At 57.4% G+C, this 15,974-nt stretch carries 16 protein-coding genes; 11 read left to right on the top strand and 5 right to left on the bottom strand.

Going from position 1 to position 15,974, the window contains the following annotated elements; genetic code table 11:
* Positions 1-75 precede the first annotated feature (75 nt).
* A complete protein-coding gene (locus CPJ18_RS14160; protein ID WP_103587685.1) occupies positions 76-732 on the bottom strand; it encodes an outer membrane protein in 657 nt (218 codons plus the stop codon).
* 369 nt (positions 733-1,101) lie between these two features.
* Between CPJ18_RS14160 and CPJ18_RS14155 the strand changes: the two genes are divergently transcribed.
* From CPJ18_RS14155 to CPJ18_RS14135, 5 genes are all read left to right on the top strand, one after another.
* Positions 1,102-1,869 carry an SDR family oxidoreductase gene (locus CPJ18_RS14155; RefSeq protein ID WP_103659044.1) on the top strand — a complete coding sequence of 256 codons (768 nt, stop codon included), beginning with the start codon at positions 1,102-1,104 and terminating at the stop codon, positions 1,867-1,869.
* On the top strand, positions 1,866-3,908 hold the full coding sequence (gene uvrC, locus CPJ18_RS14150) for an excinuclease ABC subunit UvrC (protein WP_167397899.1): 2,043 nt from the start codon (positions 1,866-1,868) through the stop codon (positions 3,906-3,908). The genes CPJ18_RS14155 and uvrC overlap by 4 nt, the downstream gene beginning before the upstream one ends.
* A 102-nt stretch (positions 3,909-4,010) precedes the next feature.
* Positions 4,011-4,598 (top strand): CDP-diacylglycerol--glycerol-3-phosphate 3-phosphatidyltransferase, encoded by a 588-nt coding sequence (gene pgsA, locus CPJ18_RS14145; protein ID WP_077106544.1) that lies wholly within the window; start codon positions 4,011-4,013, stop codon positions 4,596-4,598.
* Entirely contained in the window at positions 4,598-4,852 is a 255-nt protein-coding gene (gene moaD / locus CPJ18_RS14140) for a molybdopterin converting factor subunit 1 (protein ID WP_103659042.1), read from the top strand. The genes pgsA and moaD overlap by 1 nt, the downstream gene beginning before the upstream one ends.
* Before the next feature lie 85 nt (positions 4,853-4,937).
* Positions 4,938-5,399 carry a molybdenum cofactor biosynthesis protein MoaE gene (locus CPJ18_RS14135; RefSeq protein WP_167397906.1) on the top strand — a complete coding sequence of 154 codons (462 nt, stop codon included), beginning with the start codon at positions 4,938-4,940 and terminating at the stop codon, positions 5,397-5,399.
* Here the strand turns inward: CPJ18_RS14135 and CPJ18_RS14130 are convergent.
* The gene (locus CPJ18_RS14130) at positions 5,396-6,292 is read right to left on the bottom strand and encodes a branched-chain amino acid ABC transporter permease (RefSeq protein ID WP_103659038.1); all 897 of its coding nucleotides are present in this window, start codon (positions 6,290-6,292) and stop codon (positions 5,396-5,398) included. The two genes, CPJ18_RS14135 and CPJ18_RS14130, sit on opposite strands and share 4 nt — an antisense overlap.
* Before the next feature lie 63 nt (positions 6,293-6,355).
* Here CPJ18_RS14130 and CPJ18_RS14125 point away from each other — a divergent pair, with 63 nt between their 5' ends.
* Entirely contained in the window at positions 6,356-6,907 is a 552-nt protein-coding gene (locus CPJ18_RS14125) for a CGNR zinc finger domain-containing protein (RefSeq protein WP_103659036.1), read from the top strand.
* Positions 6,904-7,407 (top strand): hypothetical protein, encoded by a 504-nt coding sequence (locus tag CPJ18_RS14120; protein ID WP_103659034.1) that lies wholly within the window; start codon positions 6,904-6,906, stop codon positions 7,405-7,407. Before CPJ18_RS14125 ends, CPJ18_RS14120 begins: the two co-directional genes overlap by 4 nt.
* A gap of 312 nt (positions 7,408-7,719) precedes the next feature.
* On the opposite strand, the gene ndk is transcribed toward CPJ18_RS14120, so the two are convergent.
* The gene (gene ndk / locus CPJ18_RS14110) at positions 7,720-8,142 is read right to left on the bottom strand and encodes a nucleoside-diphosphate kinase (protein WP_045231849.1); all 423 of its coding nucleotides are present in this window, start codon (positions 8,140-8,142) and stop codon (positions 7,720-7,722) included.
* Positions 8,143-8,244: 102 nt separating this feature from the next.
* Complete coding sequence (locus CPJ18_RS14105) at positions 8,245-8,937, bottom strand: glutathione S-transferase family protein (protein ID WP_077122742.1); 693 nt, start codon at positions 8,935-8,937, stop codon at positions 8,245-8,247.
* Positions 8,938-9,162: 225 nt separating this feature from the next.
* Here CPJ18_RS14105 and CPJ18_RS14100 point away from each other — a divergent pair, with 225 nt between their 5' ends.
* The 4 genes from CPJ18_RS14100 (at position 9,163) to CPJ18_RS14080 (ending at position 14,339) form a co-directional block, all read left to right on the top strand.
* Entirely contained in the window at positions 9,163-10,203 is a 1,041-nt protein-coding gene (locus CPJ18_RS14100) for a GGDEF domain-containing protein (RefSeq protein ID WP_103659032.1), read from the top strand.
* A gap of 62 nt (positions 10,204-10,265) precedes the next feature.
* Positions 10,266-12,149, top strand: a complete 1,884-nt coding sequence (locus tag CPJ18_RS14095; RefSeq protein WP_103659030.1) for an ABC-F family ATP-binding cassette domain-containing protein — start codon at positions 10,266-10,268, stop codon at positions 12,147-12,149.
* A gap of 111 nt (positions 12,150-12,260) precedes the next feature.
* Positions 12,261-13,100, top strand: a complete 840-nt coding sequence (locus CPJ18_RS14090) for a polysaccharide deacetylase family protein (protein WP_077122745.1) — start codon at positions 12,261-12,263, stop codon at positions 13,098-13,100.
* A gap of 312 nt (positions 13,101-13,412) precedes the next feature.
* A complete protein-coding gene (locus CPJ18_RS14080; protein ID WP_103659028.1) occupies positions 13,413-14,339 on the top strand; it encodes a Gfo/Idh/MocA family protein in 927 nt (308 codons plus the stop codon).
* A gap of 4 nt (positions 14,340-14,343) precedes the next feature.
* On the opposite strand, the gene CPJ18_RS14075 is transcribed toward CPJ18_RS14080, so the two are convergent.
* The gene (locus tag CPJ18_RS14075; RefSeq protein WP_103659026.1) at positions 14,344-15,372 is read right to left on the bottom strand and encodes a sensor domain-containing diguanylate cyclase; all 1,029 of its coding nucleotides are present in this window, start codon (positions 15,370-15,372) and stop codon (positions 14,344-14,346) included.
* Positions 15,373-15,974: the final 602 nt, after the last annotated feature.

Raw genomic sequence — 15,974 nt, 5'->3', positions numbered from 1 at the left:
TTTTTGCGACCGTAAAAACAAAAATGAAAAAAGCCGGGGCGAACCCCGGCTTTCAACAGTTAATCCGTTTAAGGATTAGAACTTTACGCCGATACCAGCCTTAACGCTGTGATCGTCGAAGCCGCGAGATACGGTTCCAGAGTCAAGCGTGAAGTCCTTGTTCTGGTAGTCGCTGTAGCGGTATTCAACGCGAGCTGTGATGTTGTTGGTTACCATGGCTTCGACACCGGCACCAACTGTGTAGCCGAGAGCTGTAGCCTTGTCGCTGGAGGTTGGGTCACTGACCTTGTTGTCAGAGATCGCCAAACCGCCTGTACCGTAGAGCAGGAATGGGTTCATGTCGTAACCAACGCGGGCACGGATCGAACCGTTCACGCCCTGCTTGCCTTCGAGGCCGACGCCATTGTTGCTTCCAGCGGAACCTTTTTCATCACCGTAATTAACGTCGGCTTCACCACCGTATACGATCTGGCCGCTCTGCCAGTTGTAACCGCCGTAGAGACCACCACCAAAGCCGTCGGCGTCACGATCGCCGCCATTGCCGGTGAAACGGCCCCAGTCATAGTTACCGGTGGCACCGAGGTAAGCGCCAGACCAGTTGCTGATCGGTGCTGGCTGCTCGTAAGCGACAGGTGCCTGCGGCACTTCGTTCACAGCGTCGGCTGCCTTTGCTGCCGAAAACGCTGCAGCTGCCATTGTGGTCGCCATAAGTGTTGCAACGATAGTACGCATGCTATTCTCCTTTTCATACCCGCGGGGTGCTCAAACACTTGTTCCCAAACGCGGTGTAAAACAGTTTGTTCCCTTGCCCGACTGATGATCAAAATGATGGGTGATTGAGGAGATCAAAAAGCCAAAATGTGAATTGATTGGGGCAGCGACGTGACGGAAATGGGACGTTGCTAAAATGACACAAAAATCTATTAAGGATAATGAGCCGTTAACTTGAGAAGAGCGGCTTTTTACATGTATTTAAATTAAATTACTTCGCATGCATCGGGCGGGGATAATTCTGTATAATCAACCCTCACGCTGTGCAAAACTCGCCCTTTGGACTTATATCCTTGGTTATATGAGACATCAGCAGGGCGTAGATCAGCTTTGAACGAGATTATACCGAAAACCGTACTGATTACCGGGGCTGCGCGTCGCATGGGTCGCGCAATAGCGCAGTATCTTGCTGCAGAAGGCTTCGCGATTGGCCTGCATGCGCGCTCTTCGCTCGATGAAGCGGAGGATTTCGCTAAGACAATACGGCAAAAAGGTGGAAAAGCGGCCGTTGTGCAGGCAGACCTCGAAAATGCGGAATCAACGGAAAAACTGATGGAAAGCGCAAATTCGGCGCTCGGCCCCATCGGTGTCCTCGTTAATAACGCATCCGTGTTCCGTCATGACAGTGCCGATGAGTTCGATTCGTCGGCATTCGATGCACATTTTGCCGTCCACGTCCGCGCGCCCTCCATTCTGGGAGCAGCCCTGGTGCGGCAATTGCCGAAGGATGCGTCGGGCCTCATCGTCAATATCATCGATCAGCGCGTTCTGGCGCTCACGCCCCGTTTCTATTCCTACACGCTGTCGAAATCCGCCATGTGGACGGCCACGAAAACTATGGCGCAGAGCTTTGCGCCGCGCGTTCGCGTCAACGCCATCGGCCCCGGCCCGTCATTTAAAAGTGAAAGACAGGAGCCTGAGCACTTTCAGGCGCAGATCGACGCCCTTATATTAAAGCGTGGGCCGCAACCGGACGAGTTCGGTCGGACCATTCGCTTTTTGTATGACACGCCGTCGATGACCGGCCAAATGATCGCACTGGATGGTGGCCAGCACCTTGGCTGGGAAACCCCAGATGTGGCGGAGATACCTGAATGAACGGAAAGAAGCTGCCCGATGGCGGTGTTCTCTTCGATGACAACGACGATGATGAAGACGATGTGTCCTCCTCCACTCTCGAGGTAGCAGGGGAATACTCGGCTGCATCCATGGACTGGAATGCGGGCTGGAAAAACGAATCCGGCCTCAAGGGCATGGATCTCATCGGCGAGTTCGTCAAACACCTGCCCAATAGCCCCGGCGTCTACCGCATGTTCAATGATGCTGGCGATGTGATGTATGTTGGCAAGGCGCGCTCATTGAAGAAGCGTGTCGGCAACTATGCCCAAGGCCGTTTCCATTCCAACCGCATCGGCCAGATGGTGCGGCTGACGACGCATATGGAATTCGTGACGACGCGCACGGAAATCGAAGCGCTGTTGCTGGAAGCCAACCTCATCAAGCGTCTGCGTCCTCGCTACAATGTTCTGCTGCGCGACGACAAGTCCTTCCCCTATATTCTGATCACATCCGACAACCGCGCGCCCGCCATCTTCAAGCATCGCGGCGCACGCGCACGCAAGGGCGATTATTTCGGGCCTTTCGCCTCCGCTGGTGCCGTTGGCCGCACGATCAATTCGCTGCAACGCGCCTTCCTCATCCGCACCTGTACCGACAGCGTGTTCGAAAGCCGCACCCGCCCCTGTCTTCTTCACCAGATCAAGCGCTGTTCCGCCCCTTGCACCCACGAGGTCAGCGATGAGGGTTACGCCGAATTGGTGCAAGAGGCGAAGGACTTCCTCTCCGGCAAAAGCCAGAGCGTGAAAGCCACGATTGCCTCGCAGATGAACGAAGCGTCTGAAGACCTCGATTTTGAACGGGCGGCCATTTACCGAGACCGGCTGGCGGCACTTTCCCATGTGCAGAGCCATCAGGGTATCAATCCCGCCGGCATCGATGAGGCGGATGTCTTCGCCATTCACCACGAAGGCGGCGTGTCCTGCATTCAGGTGTTCTTCTTCCGCACCGGGCAGAACTGGGGCAACCGTGCCTACTTCCCGAAGGCTGATCCCTCGCTTCCCGGCTCCGAGATTTTGAACGCCTTTCTGGCGCAGTTTTACGATGACAAACCTGTGCCAAAGCAAATCCTGTTGTCCGAGACGGTAGAGGAGCAGGAACTGCTGGCCGCAGCTCTTGGCGAGAAGGCCAACCATAAGGTCACGATTTCCGTGCCACAACGCGGTGAGAAGAAGGATGTGGTGGCTCACGTTCTGGGCAACGCGCGTGAGGCACATGGCCGTAAGTTGGCGGAAACATCCTCGCAGGCCCGGCTTCTGAAGGGCTTTGCCGAAACCTTCGCCCTGCCCTATGTGCCACGCCGTGTCGAGATCTACGATAACTCGCACATGATGGGCACCAATGCCGTGGGCGGCATGGTGGTGGCGGGGCCGGATGGCTTTACCAAAGCCCACTACCGCAAGTTCAACATCAAATCGACCGACATCACACCCGGCGACGACTTCGGCATGATGCGTGAGGTGATGACAAGACGCTTCTCCCGTCTGCTGAAGGAAGAGGGAAGACCGGACCGCACGCAGGCTGTGTCGCCGGAAGACGCCGCTGACATGCCCTTCCCCGCATGGCCGGATGTCATCCTCATCGATGGTGGCCAGGGCCAAATGACGGCAGTGCGCACCATTCTGGACGAGCTCGGCATTCGCGATTGTGTCACCGCCATCGGGGTGGCGAAAGGCGTGGACCGTGATGCGGGGCGTGAGCGCTTCTTTACCGATACGCGCAGCGATTTCTCGCTGCCGCCGCGCGACCCTGTGCTGTATTTCATCCAGCGCATGCGCGATGAAGCCCACCGTTTTGCTATCGGCTCCCATCGCGCCCGCCGTAAGAAGGAAATGATTAAGAACCCGCTGGATGAGATCAGCGGCATCGGCCCCGGTCGCAAACGCGCGCTGTTACAGCATTTCGGCACGGCAAAGGCTGTGTCGCGCGCGGCCTTGAGCGACCTTATGGCCGTCGGCGGCATTTCCGAGACGGTGGCGCGGATGGTTTACAATCACTTCCACGAGAGCGGCAAAGACTGATGCCCGCGCTTTCGGGCCGCACCCGCAAAAAAACATAATAGGGTGTTGACGCTTGCCTCTTAGGGCTGCATCAACGCTGTATACAGACTGACAGGTTTCCCCATGGCTTCGCGCGCATACAACATCCCGAATCTTTTGACCTATGGCCGCATTCTCGCGGTTCCGGTCATTGTTTTGTGTTTCTTTATCGAAGGAAAGCTCGAAAGTTCGGATTTCGCGCGCTGGACGGCGCTGTGGCTGTTCATCATCGCCTCGCTGACGGATTTTCTCGATGGCTATCTCGCGCGCATCTGGAACCAGACATCGAATATCGGGCGCATGCTGGACCCTATCGCGGACAAGCTGCTGATCGCCTCCATTCTGCTGCTGCTGGCGGCAGACGGCACCATTGCCGGCTGGTCGCTCTGGGCCGCCATCACCATTCTCTGCCGTGAAATTCTGGTATCCGGCCTGCGCGAATATCTCGCGGCGCTGAAGGTTTCCGTGCCGGTGACGCAGATCGCCAAATGGAAAACCACCATCCAGATGGTCGCCATCGCCTTCCTGCTGGCAGGTCCGGCAGGAGATCAGGTCCTACCCTACACCACCGAAATCGGCATCACCCTGCTGTGGATTGCAGCGGCGCTGACGATCTATACCGGCTACGACTACTTCAAGGCTGGCCTCAAGCACATCGTGGACTCGGAATAATGGTCCATATCGTCTATTTCGCCTGGGTGCGGGAGCGGATCGGAAAATCCGAAGAGGATATCGACCTGCCCGCCGACGTCACGACCGCGCGGGAGTTGACCACCTATCTCACCACGCTGGGTGAGGAATACGAAGCGGCCTTCGAATTCCCCGATGTGATCCGCGTTGCGGTCAATCAGGAACATATCGACAACGACGAAAGCATCGTCGGCGCAAGAGAAATCGGCATCTTTCCGCCCATGACGGGTGGTTGAAGAACGAGGGAGTAGGTGGTACCGACTGCACCAACTCTCGGGCAATCGAGCAAAAAAGCACCCCGTCCGAATTGGCCAGAATATGATGACCATCGAGCCGACCATCCGCGTACAGGCAGAAGATTTCGACGCCGCTGCCGAGGCGAAATTGCTGACGCAGGCGGACAAGACCATTGGTGCCGTCGTGACCTTCACCGGCCTTTGCCGTGACGATGGCGGCGCACTTTCCGCGCTGGAACTGGAGCATTATCCGGGCATGGCAGAGGCGGAAATGCTGCGCATCGGCAAACTCGCCATCGAGCGCTTCCAGCTTCTCGGCCTCACCGCCATCCACCGCTATGGCAAAATCGCAACCGGAGACAACATCGTCCTCGTGATCGCCGCATCTCGCCACCGGCAAGCGGCCTTCGACGGCGCGAATTTCGTGATGGATTATCTCAAGACCTCTGCACCCTTCTGGAAGAAGGAGCATGGCAAGGACGGAAAATCCGGAGAATGGATTGCTGCCAAGGATGCAGATGATACGGCGAAAGACAAATGGCGCTAGGGCTCATCCCGCTCGCGTCTCATGACGATCAGCCATAGAACCAGCATCGTCAGCACCTCTGCATCTCGCCACGCGACCGGGCCGTAAGCGGCCCAGAATGTTTCGGCAAAGCCGATGGCCGCTGCTCCAGCCGCGCATTTGAGCGGGCTGGTATAGCCGCCCGCCGCAGATATCAGCACCACTTTCAAGCCGAAGACCAGCCCAGCGCCAAAATCCATATTGCCATAATAGAAGGTGGCGAGCACACCGCAGATCGACGCGAACAATGCCGCCGCGCAATAGGACACCAGAAACACCCGCCCCGGATTGACGCCAAGCAGCGACGCGGCAAATGCGTCCTCCCCGACGGCTTTCCAGTATCTCCCGGCATTGGTTTTTTGCAGGACGAGATATCCACCCGCAACCAGCGCCAGAAACGCCGCGGAATTGATGAGCTGCATCGGCGTGGTCGTGACGGCGAAGTCCGCGCTGCGCCAGACGTAAATGGTATCGCTCAAAATGGGCGGCAGCCAGAGCGAGCGCGTGCCTGCAGCCAACCGTGCGCTTTCCATCAGCGCAATCAGTGCGCCGATGGACGCGACTGTAACCGCATTGGGCGATGCACTGGCCAGCGGACGCATGACGCCTCGACCGATGAAGAGCCCGGCCCAGAGCCCGCCAAAAACGCCCGCCGCTGCACCAAGCGCCAAAGTGGCAGGCAAGATGAGCCAGAGCTGGTTCCAGCCAAAATCCGCAAACAGCAGACAAGTGAGACCGGCAAAAGCGAAGATCGCACCGTAGGTGACATCCGCCCGCTTGGTGATGGCAAAGGCGATGGCATAACCAAAGGCCAAAGCCGCATAAAGCGAAGCCACCGGAACCGCGTTCAAAAGCTGTTGCAGAAAATATGCCATTCCCAACCCTCACCCGCATTTATTATAACTGGTAAAACACGTTTTAACAGTTATAATTGCAGCATGACGTTTAGCTGGACACCACATCGTTTCGTCGGAGGAGCTTTGGCGCTTGATGTCGCCAACAGCGTTATTCTGCGCTTTGACCACGAGAAATCAGCGGATCGCTTTGCGGTGCCGGAACAACTGAACAGTTTTTGCGAGGCGGCAACCCGGCTGTCGGCAGAACGGGACATCTTCCCTGCCCTTGCCCCGCCATCTGCTGTAAGCCTAGGGCATCTGATCAATTTGCGCGAAGCGACGGACCGGTATTTCCGCCAGTTGATCGAAACCGGCCAGGACGACGATAATTTCCTAGCCGACCTGCTCAGCGCCTCTGCCACGGCCCTCAAAAACGCGCCTGCCAAACACAGCCTTGAAGCAGCAACTGCCCGCTCCGTGCTGAGCCTCATGGCCGGGCCGGATCGCGCACGTCTGCGGATTTGCGGTCATTGCGGCTGGCTATTCATAGACCGCAGCAAGAACCGCAGCCGCATCTGGTGCGACATGGCCGTCTGCGGCAATCGCCAAAAGGCGGCCAAGCATTATCGGCGCAAACAGGAGACGGCATCTTGAAGACAGTTGCTGCCCTTGCCATCGCCGCTCTCTCGCTGTGCGCCTGCCAACGGGAGGAGCAACGAGAAATCGTCAGCGTTTCCGGCCGTATGTTCGTTTTCAATTACCGCGTGGCAACCGCGACATACCTCGTCACCCTTCAACCGACATCGCCGATCAGGGATGGAAGCACCATAAAAGCCAGCTTCGAAAATCCGCGTGGTGGTGAGGCTTTCGTCATCAATGAGCCTCTGTTTCCCAAAAGCCCGAAAATCGTGCTGCAAAGCCCGCCAGTGGAATGCGTAAAAGAAGGCCGTGCCTATAAGGTGACGATCCGTCTGAAAGCGCCGGACGGGCATGTGATACAGACGATAGAGACGAGCATTACATCGGACACAGACCAGTCGCTGCTGCCCGCGAAACCGTTGGTGGTGGGGCCGCTTTATACGCCCAACCCGGAGGTGTTTAAGGCGGATGGGAGTATGGATATGGGGGCGGTTGCGGGGTGTCCTGCTGGCTGAAAAAGCTGGTCTTGTGCCGTGTTGCTTACCCCCCCCTCTGGCCTGCCGGCCATCTCCCCCACAAGGAGGGAGATCAGCTGGGCGCGAACACCCACTTCAATCTCGACATCAGCGATGGCCGAATGGCTGCCACGAGTCGATCTCCCCACCTGTGGGGGAGATGGCCGGCAGGCCAGAGGGGGGTAAGCCACACGGCAAAACACCAGCATACCAAGCACAAAAAAACGGAGCCTCACGGCCCCGTTTTCCAAATCATTTCATCACCTTAAAGCAGCCGTCTCACAAACCGATTCCGCCGCTTCAACACCTGAATCAGCCGACGATTTCGGTTTCTGCGAACCAGTAAGCGATTTCCTGAGCTGCTGTCTCAGGAGCATCCGAACCGTGAACCGAGTTCTCGCCGATGGACAGCGCGAAGCTCTTGCGGATTGTGCCTTCGTCAGCGTTTGCTGGGTTTGTTGCGCCCATGATTTCGCGGTTCTTGAGGATTGCGTTTTCGCCTTCCAGAACCTGAACGATGGTTGGGCCTGAAGTCATGCCGTCAACCAGTTCGCCGAAGAAAGGACGTTCCTTGTGAACGGCGTAGAAGCCTTCGGCTTCGCGCTTGCTCATCCAGACGCGCTTGGATGCGATGATGCGCAGGCCGTTGTCTTCAAATACCTTGGTGATAGCGCCAGTCAGGTTACGCTTGGTTGCGTCCGGCTTGATCATCGAAAATGTGCGTTCAATCGCCATGTGTCCGTATCCTTGTCCTTGAAAGAAAGTGGGCGGTGTTTAACCGCCCGTAGGCCTGAAAACAAGGGGGATGCCCGGATTTGCCCACAGGGGCGGCACATTTCATGCCGCTGTCACACTGCGCCCCCGCGCGCCGTGCAGATCGAGGCAGCGCTCGAACCAGTCGCTCACCGGGTCTTTCTGCCCGAACAAGCCAACACCGGCGGTGACCCGCGCCCATTGCAGTGCACCGAAAACGATGTAATCGGCAAACAACGGGCTATCCCCGCCGATGAAGGGCTGGAAAGACAACATGCGGCGGATCGGCTCCAGCTTTGCCGGAAAGGCAGCAATCTCTTCCTCCCGGTTCGCCGCGATCTCCTCGATGGATTTACCGAAGAAGGCTTTTCGGCTTTCCCGGAAATACGTCTTGTCCGTCTCGTCCAGCATGTCGTGAATATCGAGAACCGCAATTTTGACGATGGCCGGATGAAGCTGGGTCTGCGACCAGCTTTCAACGAAACGGGCCAGTGATTTTCCGCCCTCCCCGTTGAACAGCGAGGGCGCGTCAGGATAGGCGTCATCCAGATAAAGCGCGATGTCGAAGCTGTCCTTGATCAACTGGTCGCCATCACGAAGGATCGGCACCAGTTTAGAGAAGCCGTTTTCCACACCAGGAATCGCCGTGAACGCCAGCGGACGCTCCTCGAAATCCAGCCCCTTATGCGCCAACGAAAGAACCGTCTTCCAGCAATGGGGAGAAAAGGGGCGAGCGTGGTCACTGCCGCAGAGCGAATAGAGGGTTCTGGATGTCATAGCCGGTCCTTCCCTTATGCGAAATTGCGTCCCCATAAAATCAGCGGGTCTGCCAATAATCAAATCATTAAGACTGATGGAAGGCATCACACCCGTACATGATGACACCACTTATAATTGGCCTAGGTCATTTATGGTATTTTAAAGTCTCTCGACCAAAACATGGACATAAGGTCAATATTGCCGTGCCGAGCCAGCAGGTAATGTGTGTGGAGATGGGGTGGCATGACAATACCAGCCAGTAACAAAAGCCGGGACACATCCAGAAGCAGCCTCATCGTCACCAAGGTCACGCAGTTCATCACCAAGATGAACCTTGCGCCGCTGCCCCGCAATTACGAGCTGTTCTTTGAAGTTCTTGCCGGGCACAACGCCGCCATGGGCCATGATATTCTGGCACTCGGCAACGCACCACAGCAGCATGATATCGACATGATCGGTCAGAAGCACAATCTGCCGAGCTTCTCGCGCATGGCCGCGGCCCATGCGACGTCGCAAGCAGCCAGCGCAATCGAGCAGATATCGGCACGGCTTTCCGCTGCTCTGGAGCGCTCCGAAGCCTTGCTCGCCTCCATATCCGATCGCGCCCCATCCGATACGACCCAGGAATATCTGGCAGAACTGCTACTGGATATTCAGCACGAACAGGCAAGCCTCCACAACTTCGTGCGTCAGGGCCTGGAAAAAATCCGCGAACAGGAAAGCAACAGTCATAAGCTTCAGGCTGCATCCCTGAAAGACACTCTGACCGCACTGCCCAACCGCGCCGCGTTTTTGGCAAAGCTCGCCGAAGTTTGCCAAGCCGAGGGCGATACCTCTGTCTGCCTGGTGCTGGTCAATATCGACCGCTTCCGCGAGATCAACGAGAAATATGGCACCATTGCTGGCAACAAGGCGTTGCGGCGCTTGGCGGCCCTGTTCCGCAAGTCGATCAAGAAGGATGACTTTGCTGCGCGTATCGGCGGCAACGACTTCGCATTCCTGTTCTCAGGCGTCTCGCAAAGCACGGCACAGAGCATTGCAGAGCGGCTGCGTCACACCGTTGAGAACCTGCGCTTCGCCACGAAAGAGGGCGATGGCGAGCATCTGACCGTTTCGATGGGCGTTGCTGCATCCGAGGGTACGGCAAGTGCTGCGGAGTTTTACGGCCATGCGGAGCTTGCGCTTCTGGCGGCCCGCAGCGGCGCACGCAATTGCGTCATTCCCTATTCCAGAGAAGTGGCGCAACGCTCGCGCAACAGCTACCTGATGCAGATCGGCGCATAAACCGTTGAAACTGTGGCTTTCGCGCTCTTGCGTTCAGACATGAGTTCGGCCAAAACGGCGCCATGATTACCATTTCAGACGTTTCCGCCCGTATTGCCGGGCGCTTGCTCCTTGATCACGCCAGTGTCTCGCTTCCCGCGGGCACGAAGGCTGGCCTCGTTGGCCGTAACGGCGCGGGCAAATCCACCCTTTTCCGCATCATAACCGGCGACCTGGGTGCCGAGACCGGCGAGGTCTTCATTCCCAAGAACGCCCGCATGGGACAGGTGGCGCAGGAAGCACCGGCAACCGAGGAAAACCTGATCGACATCGTGCTGGCCGCCGATAAAGAGCGCGCCGCTTTGATGCTCGAATCCGAGACGGCAACCGATCCGGGCCGCATTGCTGATATCCAGATGCGTCTGGTCGATATCGACGCCCATTCCGCAGAAGCCCGCGCCTCCAGCATTCTCGCCGGTCTCGGCTTCGATCAGGACGCCCAGCTTCGCCCCGCCTCATCCTTCTCCGGCGGATGGCGCATGCGCGTCGCCCTGGCCTCCGTTCTGTTTGCGGAGCCGGACCTTCTGCTGCTGGACGAACCGACCAACTATCTCGATCTTGAAGGCACCTTGTGGCTGGAAGATTACATCCGCCGCTATCCCTACACCGTCATCATCATCAGCCATGATCGCGATTTGCTCAACAACGCCGTCAACGCCATCGTGCATCTGGACCAGAAGAAGCTGACCTTCTATCGCGGCGGCTACGACCAGTTCGAGCGCCAGAAGGCCGAAGCCGACGAGTTGCAGACCAAGGCCAAGGTCAAGAACGATGCGGCGCGCAAGCACTTGCAGAGCTTCATTGATCGCTTCAAGGCCAAGGCTTCCAAGGCCAAGCAGGCGCAGAGCCGCGTCAAGGCGCTGGAACGCATGGGCACGGTGTCTTCGGTCATCGAGGATCACGTCCAGCCGATCACCTTCCCGGAACCGGAAAAGCAGCCCGCCTCCCCCATCGTCGCCATCAATGGCGGTGCGGTCGGTTACGAGCCAGGCAAGCCGATTCTCAAGGGCCTCAATCTGCGCATCGACAATGATGATCGCATTGCGCTGCTAGGCTCCAACGGTAACGGTAAGTCCACCTTCGCCAAGTTCATCTCTGGACGTCTGGCACCTGACAGCGGCGATCTGCGGCTGGCACCATCGCTGAAAATCGGCTTCTTCGCCCAGCATCAGTTGGACGATCTCGTGCCTGAGGATAACCCGGTCGAGCATGTGCGCAAGCTTATGCCACAGGCACCGGAAGCCAAGGTCCGCGCTCGCGTCGCGCAGATGGGTCTGGCAACGGAAAAGATGGCGACGCCCGCCAAGGATTTGTCGGGTGGTGAAAAGGCACGCCTGCTGATGGGTCTGGCTGCATTCCACGCGCCAAACTTGTTGATCCTCGACGAACCGACCAACCACCTGGATATCGATAGCCGTCGCGCGCTGATTGAGGCGTTGAACGATTATAACGGTGCCGTCATCCTCATCTCGCATGATCGCCACCTTATCGAAGCCACCGTCGACCGCCTCTGGCTCGTCAACAACGGCACGGTGACGACATTCGAAGGCGACATGGATGAATATCGCGACCTGATTGTCTCTTCGGGTAAAAAAAAAGACGAAAAAATTGAAGTCGTAGTCGACGGCGCTTCAAAAGCGGACCAGCGCAAGGCGAATGCAGAAAAGCGCGCCTCGCTGGCTCCGCTTCGCAAAAAGATCAACGAAGTCGAATCCTTGACGGCAAAGCTTGAGAAACTGATTCAGGCGCTGGACAAGGAACTCGGCGACCCCACCCTTTACGAAAAGGCACCGGCCAAAGCGGCCCTGAAGGTCAAGGAACGTGGCGAAGCCGCTGCCAAGCTGGCAGATGCGGAAGAGCATTGGCTGATGCTTTCCAGTGAGTATGAAGAGGCGATGGCGGGTTAGTCTGTCGCCTCTCTATCGAAGCCTCGTTTTCGTAGCGCCTTGGTAACCAGCCATTAACCATAATCGTAGAAATTCTCGGCAGTTTCATTCCTGCATATTCCGAGAATCACCATGGTTTTCCGCCACCTCTCTGCCGCTGCACTCATTGCGGCTTGCCTTACCGGCTGCGCCGGAAAACCACAGCCTGACGGCTCCCTGAAAACCGCATTTGCTGCGACCATGCCTGCTGCCCCATCGGTCAGCGGTGATGCCGTCGCGCTTTCGCCGACGGCGTGGATGCATCCTCGCAATCCCAAGGGTCTTGCCGGGCGCGACATCTACGTCTCGTCGGTCAAGGACATCGCCTTGGCCAACAAGGAAGTCGTGCTCAGCTTCGATGACGGCCCGGTTCCGGGCAAGACCGAGAGCATTCTAGCAACGCTGGATGAATTCGGCGTCAAGGCGACATTCCTAATGGTTGGCCAGATGGCGCAGTCGCATCCGGAAATCGCCAGAAAAGTCGTTGCTGACGGCCACAGCATCGGCAGCCACACCTTCAGCCATCCCAATCTCAGAGCCATGTCGTTCGATCGCGCTCTGGCCGAAGTCTCCAAGGGATCGAAAGCCGTTGCCACGGCGACAGACACCGACGCTTCTTTCTTCCGCTTCCCTTACCTTGCCGATAACGGCCGCCTGCGCAGCATGATTTCGGATCGCGGCATGGTCATCATGGATGTGCAGATCGATTCGAAAGACTATTTCAAGGATTCGCCAGCCGTCGTCGCCTCACGCACCATCGCCGCCCTTCGCCATCGCGGCAGCGGCATCATCCTGATGCACGATATCCACAGACGCACCGCCGCCATGTTGCCCGCCTTGCTGACGCAGTTGCGCGCGGAAGGCTACAAGGTGGTGCATCTGATTTACAAGAAACCGGCCCATAAGCCGCTGCTTGTTGCCTCGCTGGATTGAAAAGCGGGAAGCCGCGACGTTGGCACGGTAGACGACATAAGCCAAGGATCACTGCTCTCCTCATTCCTGTGCTCGTCACAGGAATCTAGCCAGCCCAAGTCTTTGGGCTGAAAAGAGTCTCCCGCCGCGCAGACGCGCGTCGACTGGATTCCTGTGACAAGCACAGGAATGAGGGAGTAAATTATAATCCCACAACATTTCAAATCCGCAGCGTCACCTACTGTAACCGCCACCCTTGCCCACTCCGATGTTTCTGATAGAACTCGATAAAGTAATATTATTCGAGTGAAACATTCAGACGGGTTTTCTTTCATGTCAGCTACCAAGCTCGCCATCGTCGGCGTCGGCAAAATCGTTCGCGATCAACACCTTCCAGCCATTGCCGCTAATCCGGATTTCGATCTGATTGCCACCGCCAGCCGCCATGGCACTGTGGACGGCGTAGCATCTTACGGCACCATCGAAGCGCTACTCGAAGCCGTGCCTGATGTGCAGGCCGTGTCGCTTTGCATGCCGCCGCAGTACCGTTACACCGCAGCTTACGCTGCGCTGAATGCAGGCAAGCATGTCTTTCTGGAAAAACCACCGGGTGCGACGCTTTCCGAAGTGCAGGATCTGGTGCGTCTGGCCGATTCCAAGGGTCTTTCGCTGTTTGCCAGCTGGCATTCGCGTTATGCGCCAGCGGTCGAAGCCGCCAGGAGCTTCCTCGCTTCCACCAAGATCAACAGCGTTCACGTCATCTGGAAGGAAGACGTGCGCCACTGGCATCCGAACCAGGAGTGGATCTGGCAGGCGGGTGGCCTCGGCGTGTTCGATCCGGGCATCAATGCCCTATCGATCATAACCCACATTCTGCCGCGCGCCCTTTTCATCACCAAGGCCACGTTGGAATTCCCTGAGAACCGCGATGCGCCTATCGCCGCAGACATCCTCTTCTCGGATGTGACGCAAATGCCTGTGCACGCCGAATTCGACTGGCTCCAGACGGGCAAGCAGAGCTGGGATATCGTGGCAGAAACTGAAGCGGGCCAGATGATTCTCTCCGAAGGCGGCGCAAAGCTCTCCATCGCTGGCGAGCAGAAACTGTCCGAACCAGAGCGTGAGTACCCTGCCCTCTACGAACGCTTCGCCGAAATCATCAAGGCCAAAACCTCGGATGTCGATCTGGCCCCACTGATGCATGTGGCCGACGCATTCCTGCTCGGCCGTCACAAGTTCGTGGATTCATTCTTCGACTGATCGGTCAGATGGCGCGGCTGACGAAACGGTCGCGCCCATCCTTCTTGGCCTGATACAGCGCTTCATCCACACTTTGCAGCAGCGAAACGCAATCCTGCCCCGCCTGCGGTGCAATCGCGCCGCCGATGCTGAGCGGCGCATTGATAGAACGACCATCGATGTGGAAGGGCTGGCGGAATGCCTCCAGCAATCGCTCCGCCAGCTTTGAAAGAACATGCGAACCGGCAGGCCGCGGAACGAAAACCGCAAACTCATCCCCACCCATGCGCACGGCAATGTCTTCAGAACGGATGACATCACGAATACGGCAGGCTGCTTCGTGCAGAACGCGGTCACCAACGCCATGGCCCAGCGTATCATTGATCGCTTTGAAACCATCCATATCCAGATACAGCGCGCCGAACGTCTCGTTGGACTGCAAGGCGGCATACATCTGCGAATCCACCAAGGCGCTCAGTGCCTTGCGGTTATAGAAACCTGTCAGCGGGTCGGTCATGGCCGCATCGCGCAAGGCGCGCTCGGCAAGGCTCATGGTAAAATTGGCATGTTGCAAGCGCAGCAGTGCCGCTGCCAGAACCGCAAAGCGCTTGAGGCTTTCCACTTCTGCTGGTTTCAACTCGCGCGGAGACGTGTCGAGAATGCAGAAGGCTCCAACCGTCAGCCCCGGCTCGAGCTCAATGGGCGCACCGGCATAAAAACGGAATTTCGGCCCGCCTTCGACATAGGGAAAGCCGCGCAATTCCGGGTGCGCACTCAAATCCGGCACGACAAGGACGTCGTTGGACAAAACGACCCGGGTGCAGATGGAAATATCGCGAGAGCATTCGCTGACCTGAATGCCAGCCTGATGCGCAATCCGCAACCAGTCCTCATCCACGATATGGATGGCGGCACGCGCCATGTCGAACACGCCTTTCGCCAGCTCAGAAAGCGCAGCCAGTTCCGGTGTCGGGCCGGACCCAAGAGACAGGATGGACCGGACAGCGACGAGACGCTCTGTTTCGTTGACCGGCCACGGGGCGGATTGACCCATTTCATTCTCCTCAACTGTCGCGCAACGCTCCGTTCGTTGAGTGTTGCATACAGCATTTTTATTAACGCACTACATTAGAAGACCAAACTGAGAAGCCGCGCAGAGTTCAATCTCGTTTCGTTGCCTGTTTCTAAAACCGACTGATTCGTAGGTTTTTATATGATACGCCCCACGCTTCCGTCTTCCCACCGGCGACTTCCCGCCTCAAAAAGCCGTGATATTCAGAGAAAGTGAGCGGAAAGAGTCGGTTATGGCGGTTTTTTCAGCCGAATCTCTGCGTTTTTTACCTTGTTAACGTCTGCGGCGGGGCGTATTCCCACAGGGCTTGGTGAAAGCCAAACGCCCGTACCAATCCGTTGGAGGAGTGGGGTTGCGAGGGAAACTCGGATCTTGACGGGACATATCGCCGCCTGAAAGCCAGCTTACGTGGCTTGCCAAGGCCCGCCGATATATCCCTTTGCGGAAAGTTATCATGGACAGCATGCTTCTCAGCCTGGCCCATTTCCTGTCACAGCAGCCTCCTGGCGGCTCAAGATCATGTGCCATCTGTCAGACAGAAATCCTTTGCGCTCCACGTGGGCGAACATGCGTTTCGTCTGACT

The sequence above is a fragment of the Agrobacterium rosae genome, assembly GCF_002915175.1.
GTDB classification, from domain to species: Bacteria; Pseudomonadota; Alphaproteobacteria; order Rhizobiales; family Rhizobiaceae; genus Agrobacterium; species Agrobacterium rosae.
The sequence above is the reverse complement of the archived record's forward strand: the minus strand, read 5'-3'. Positions and strand labels throughout refer to the sequence as shown.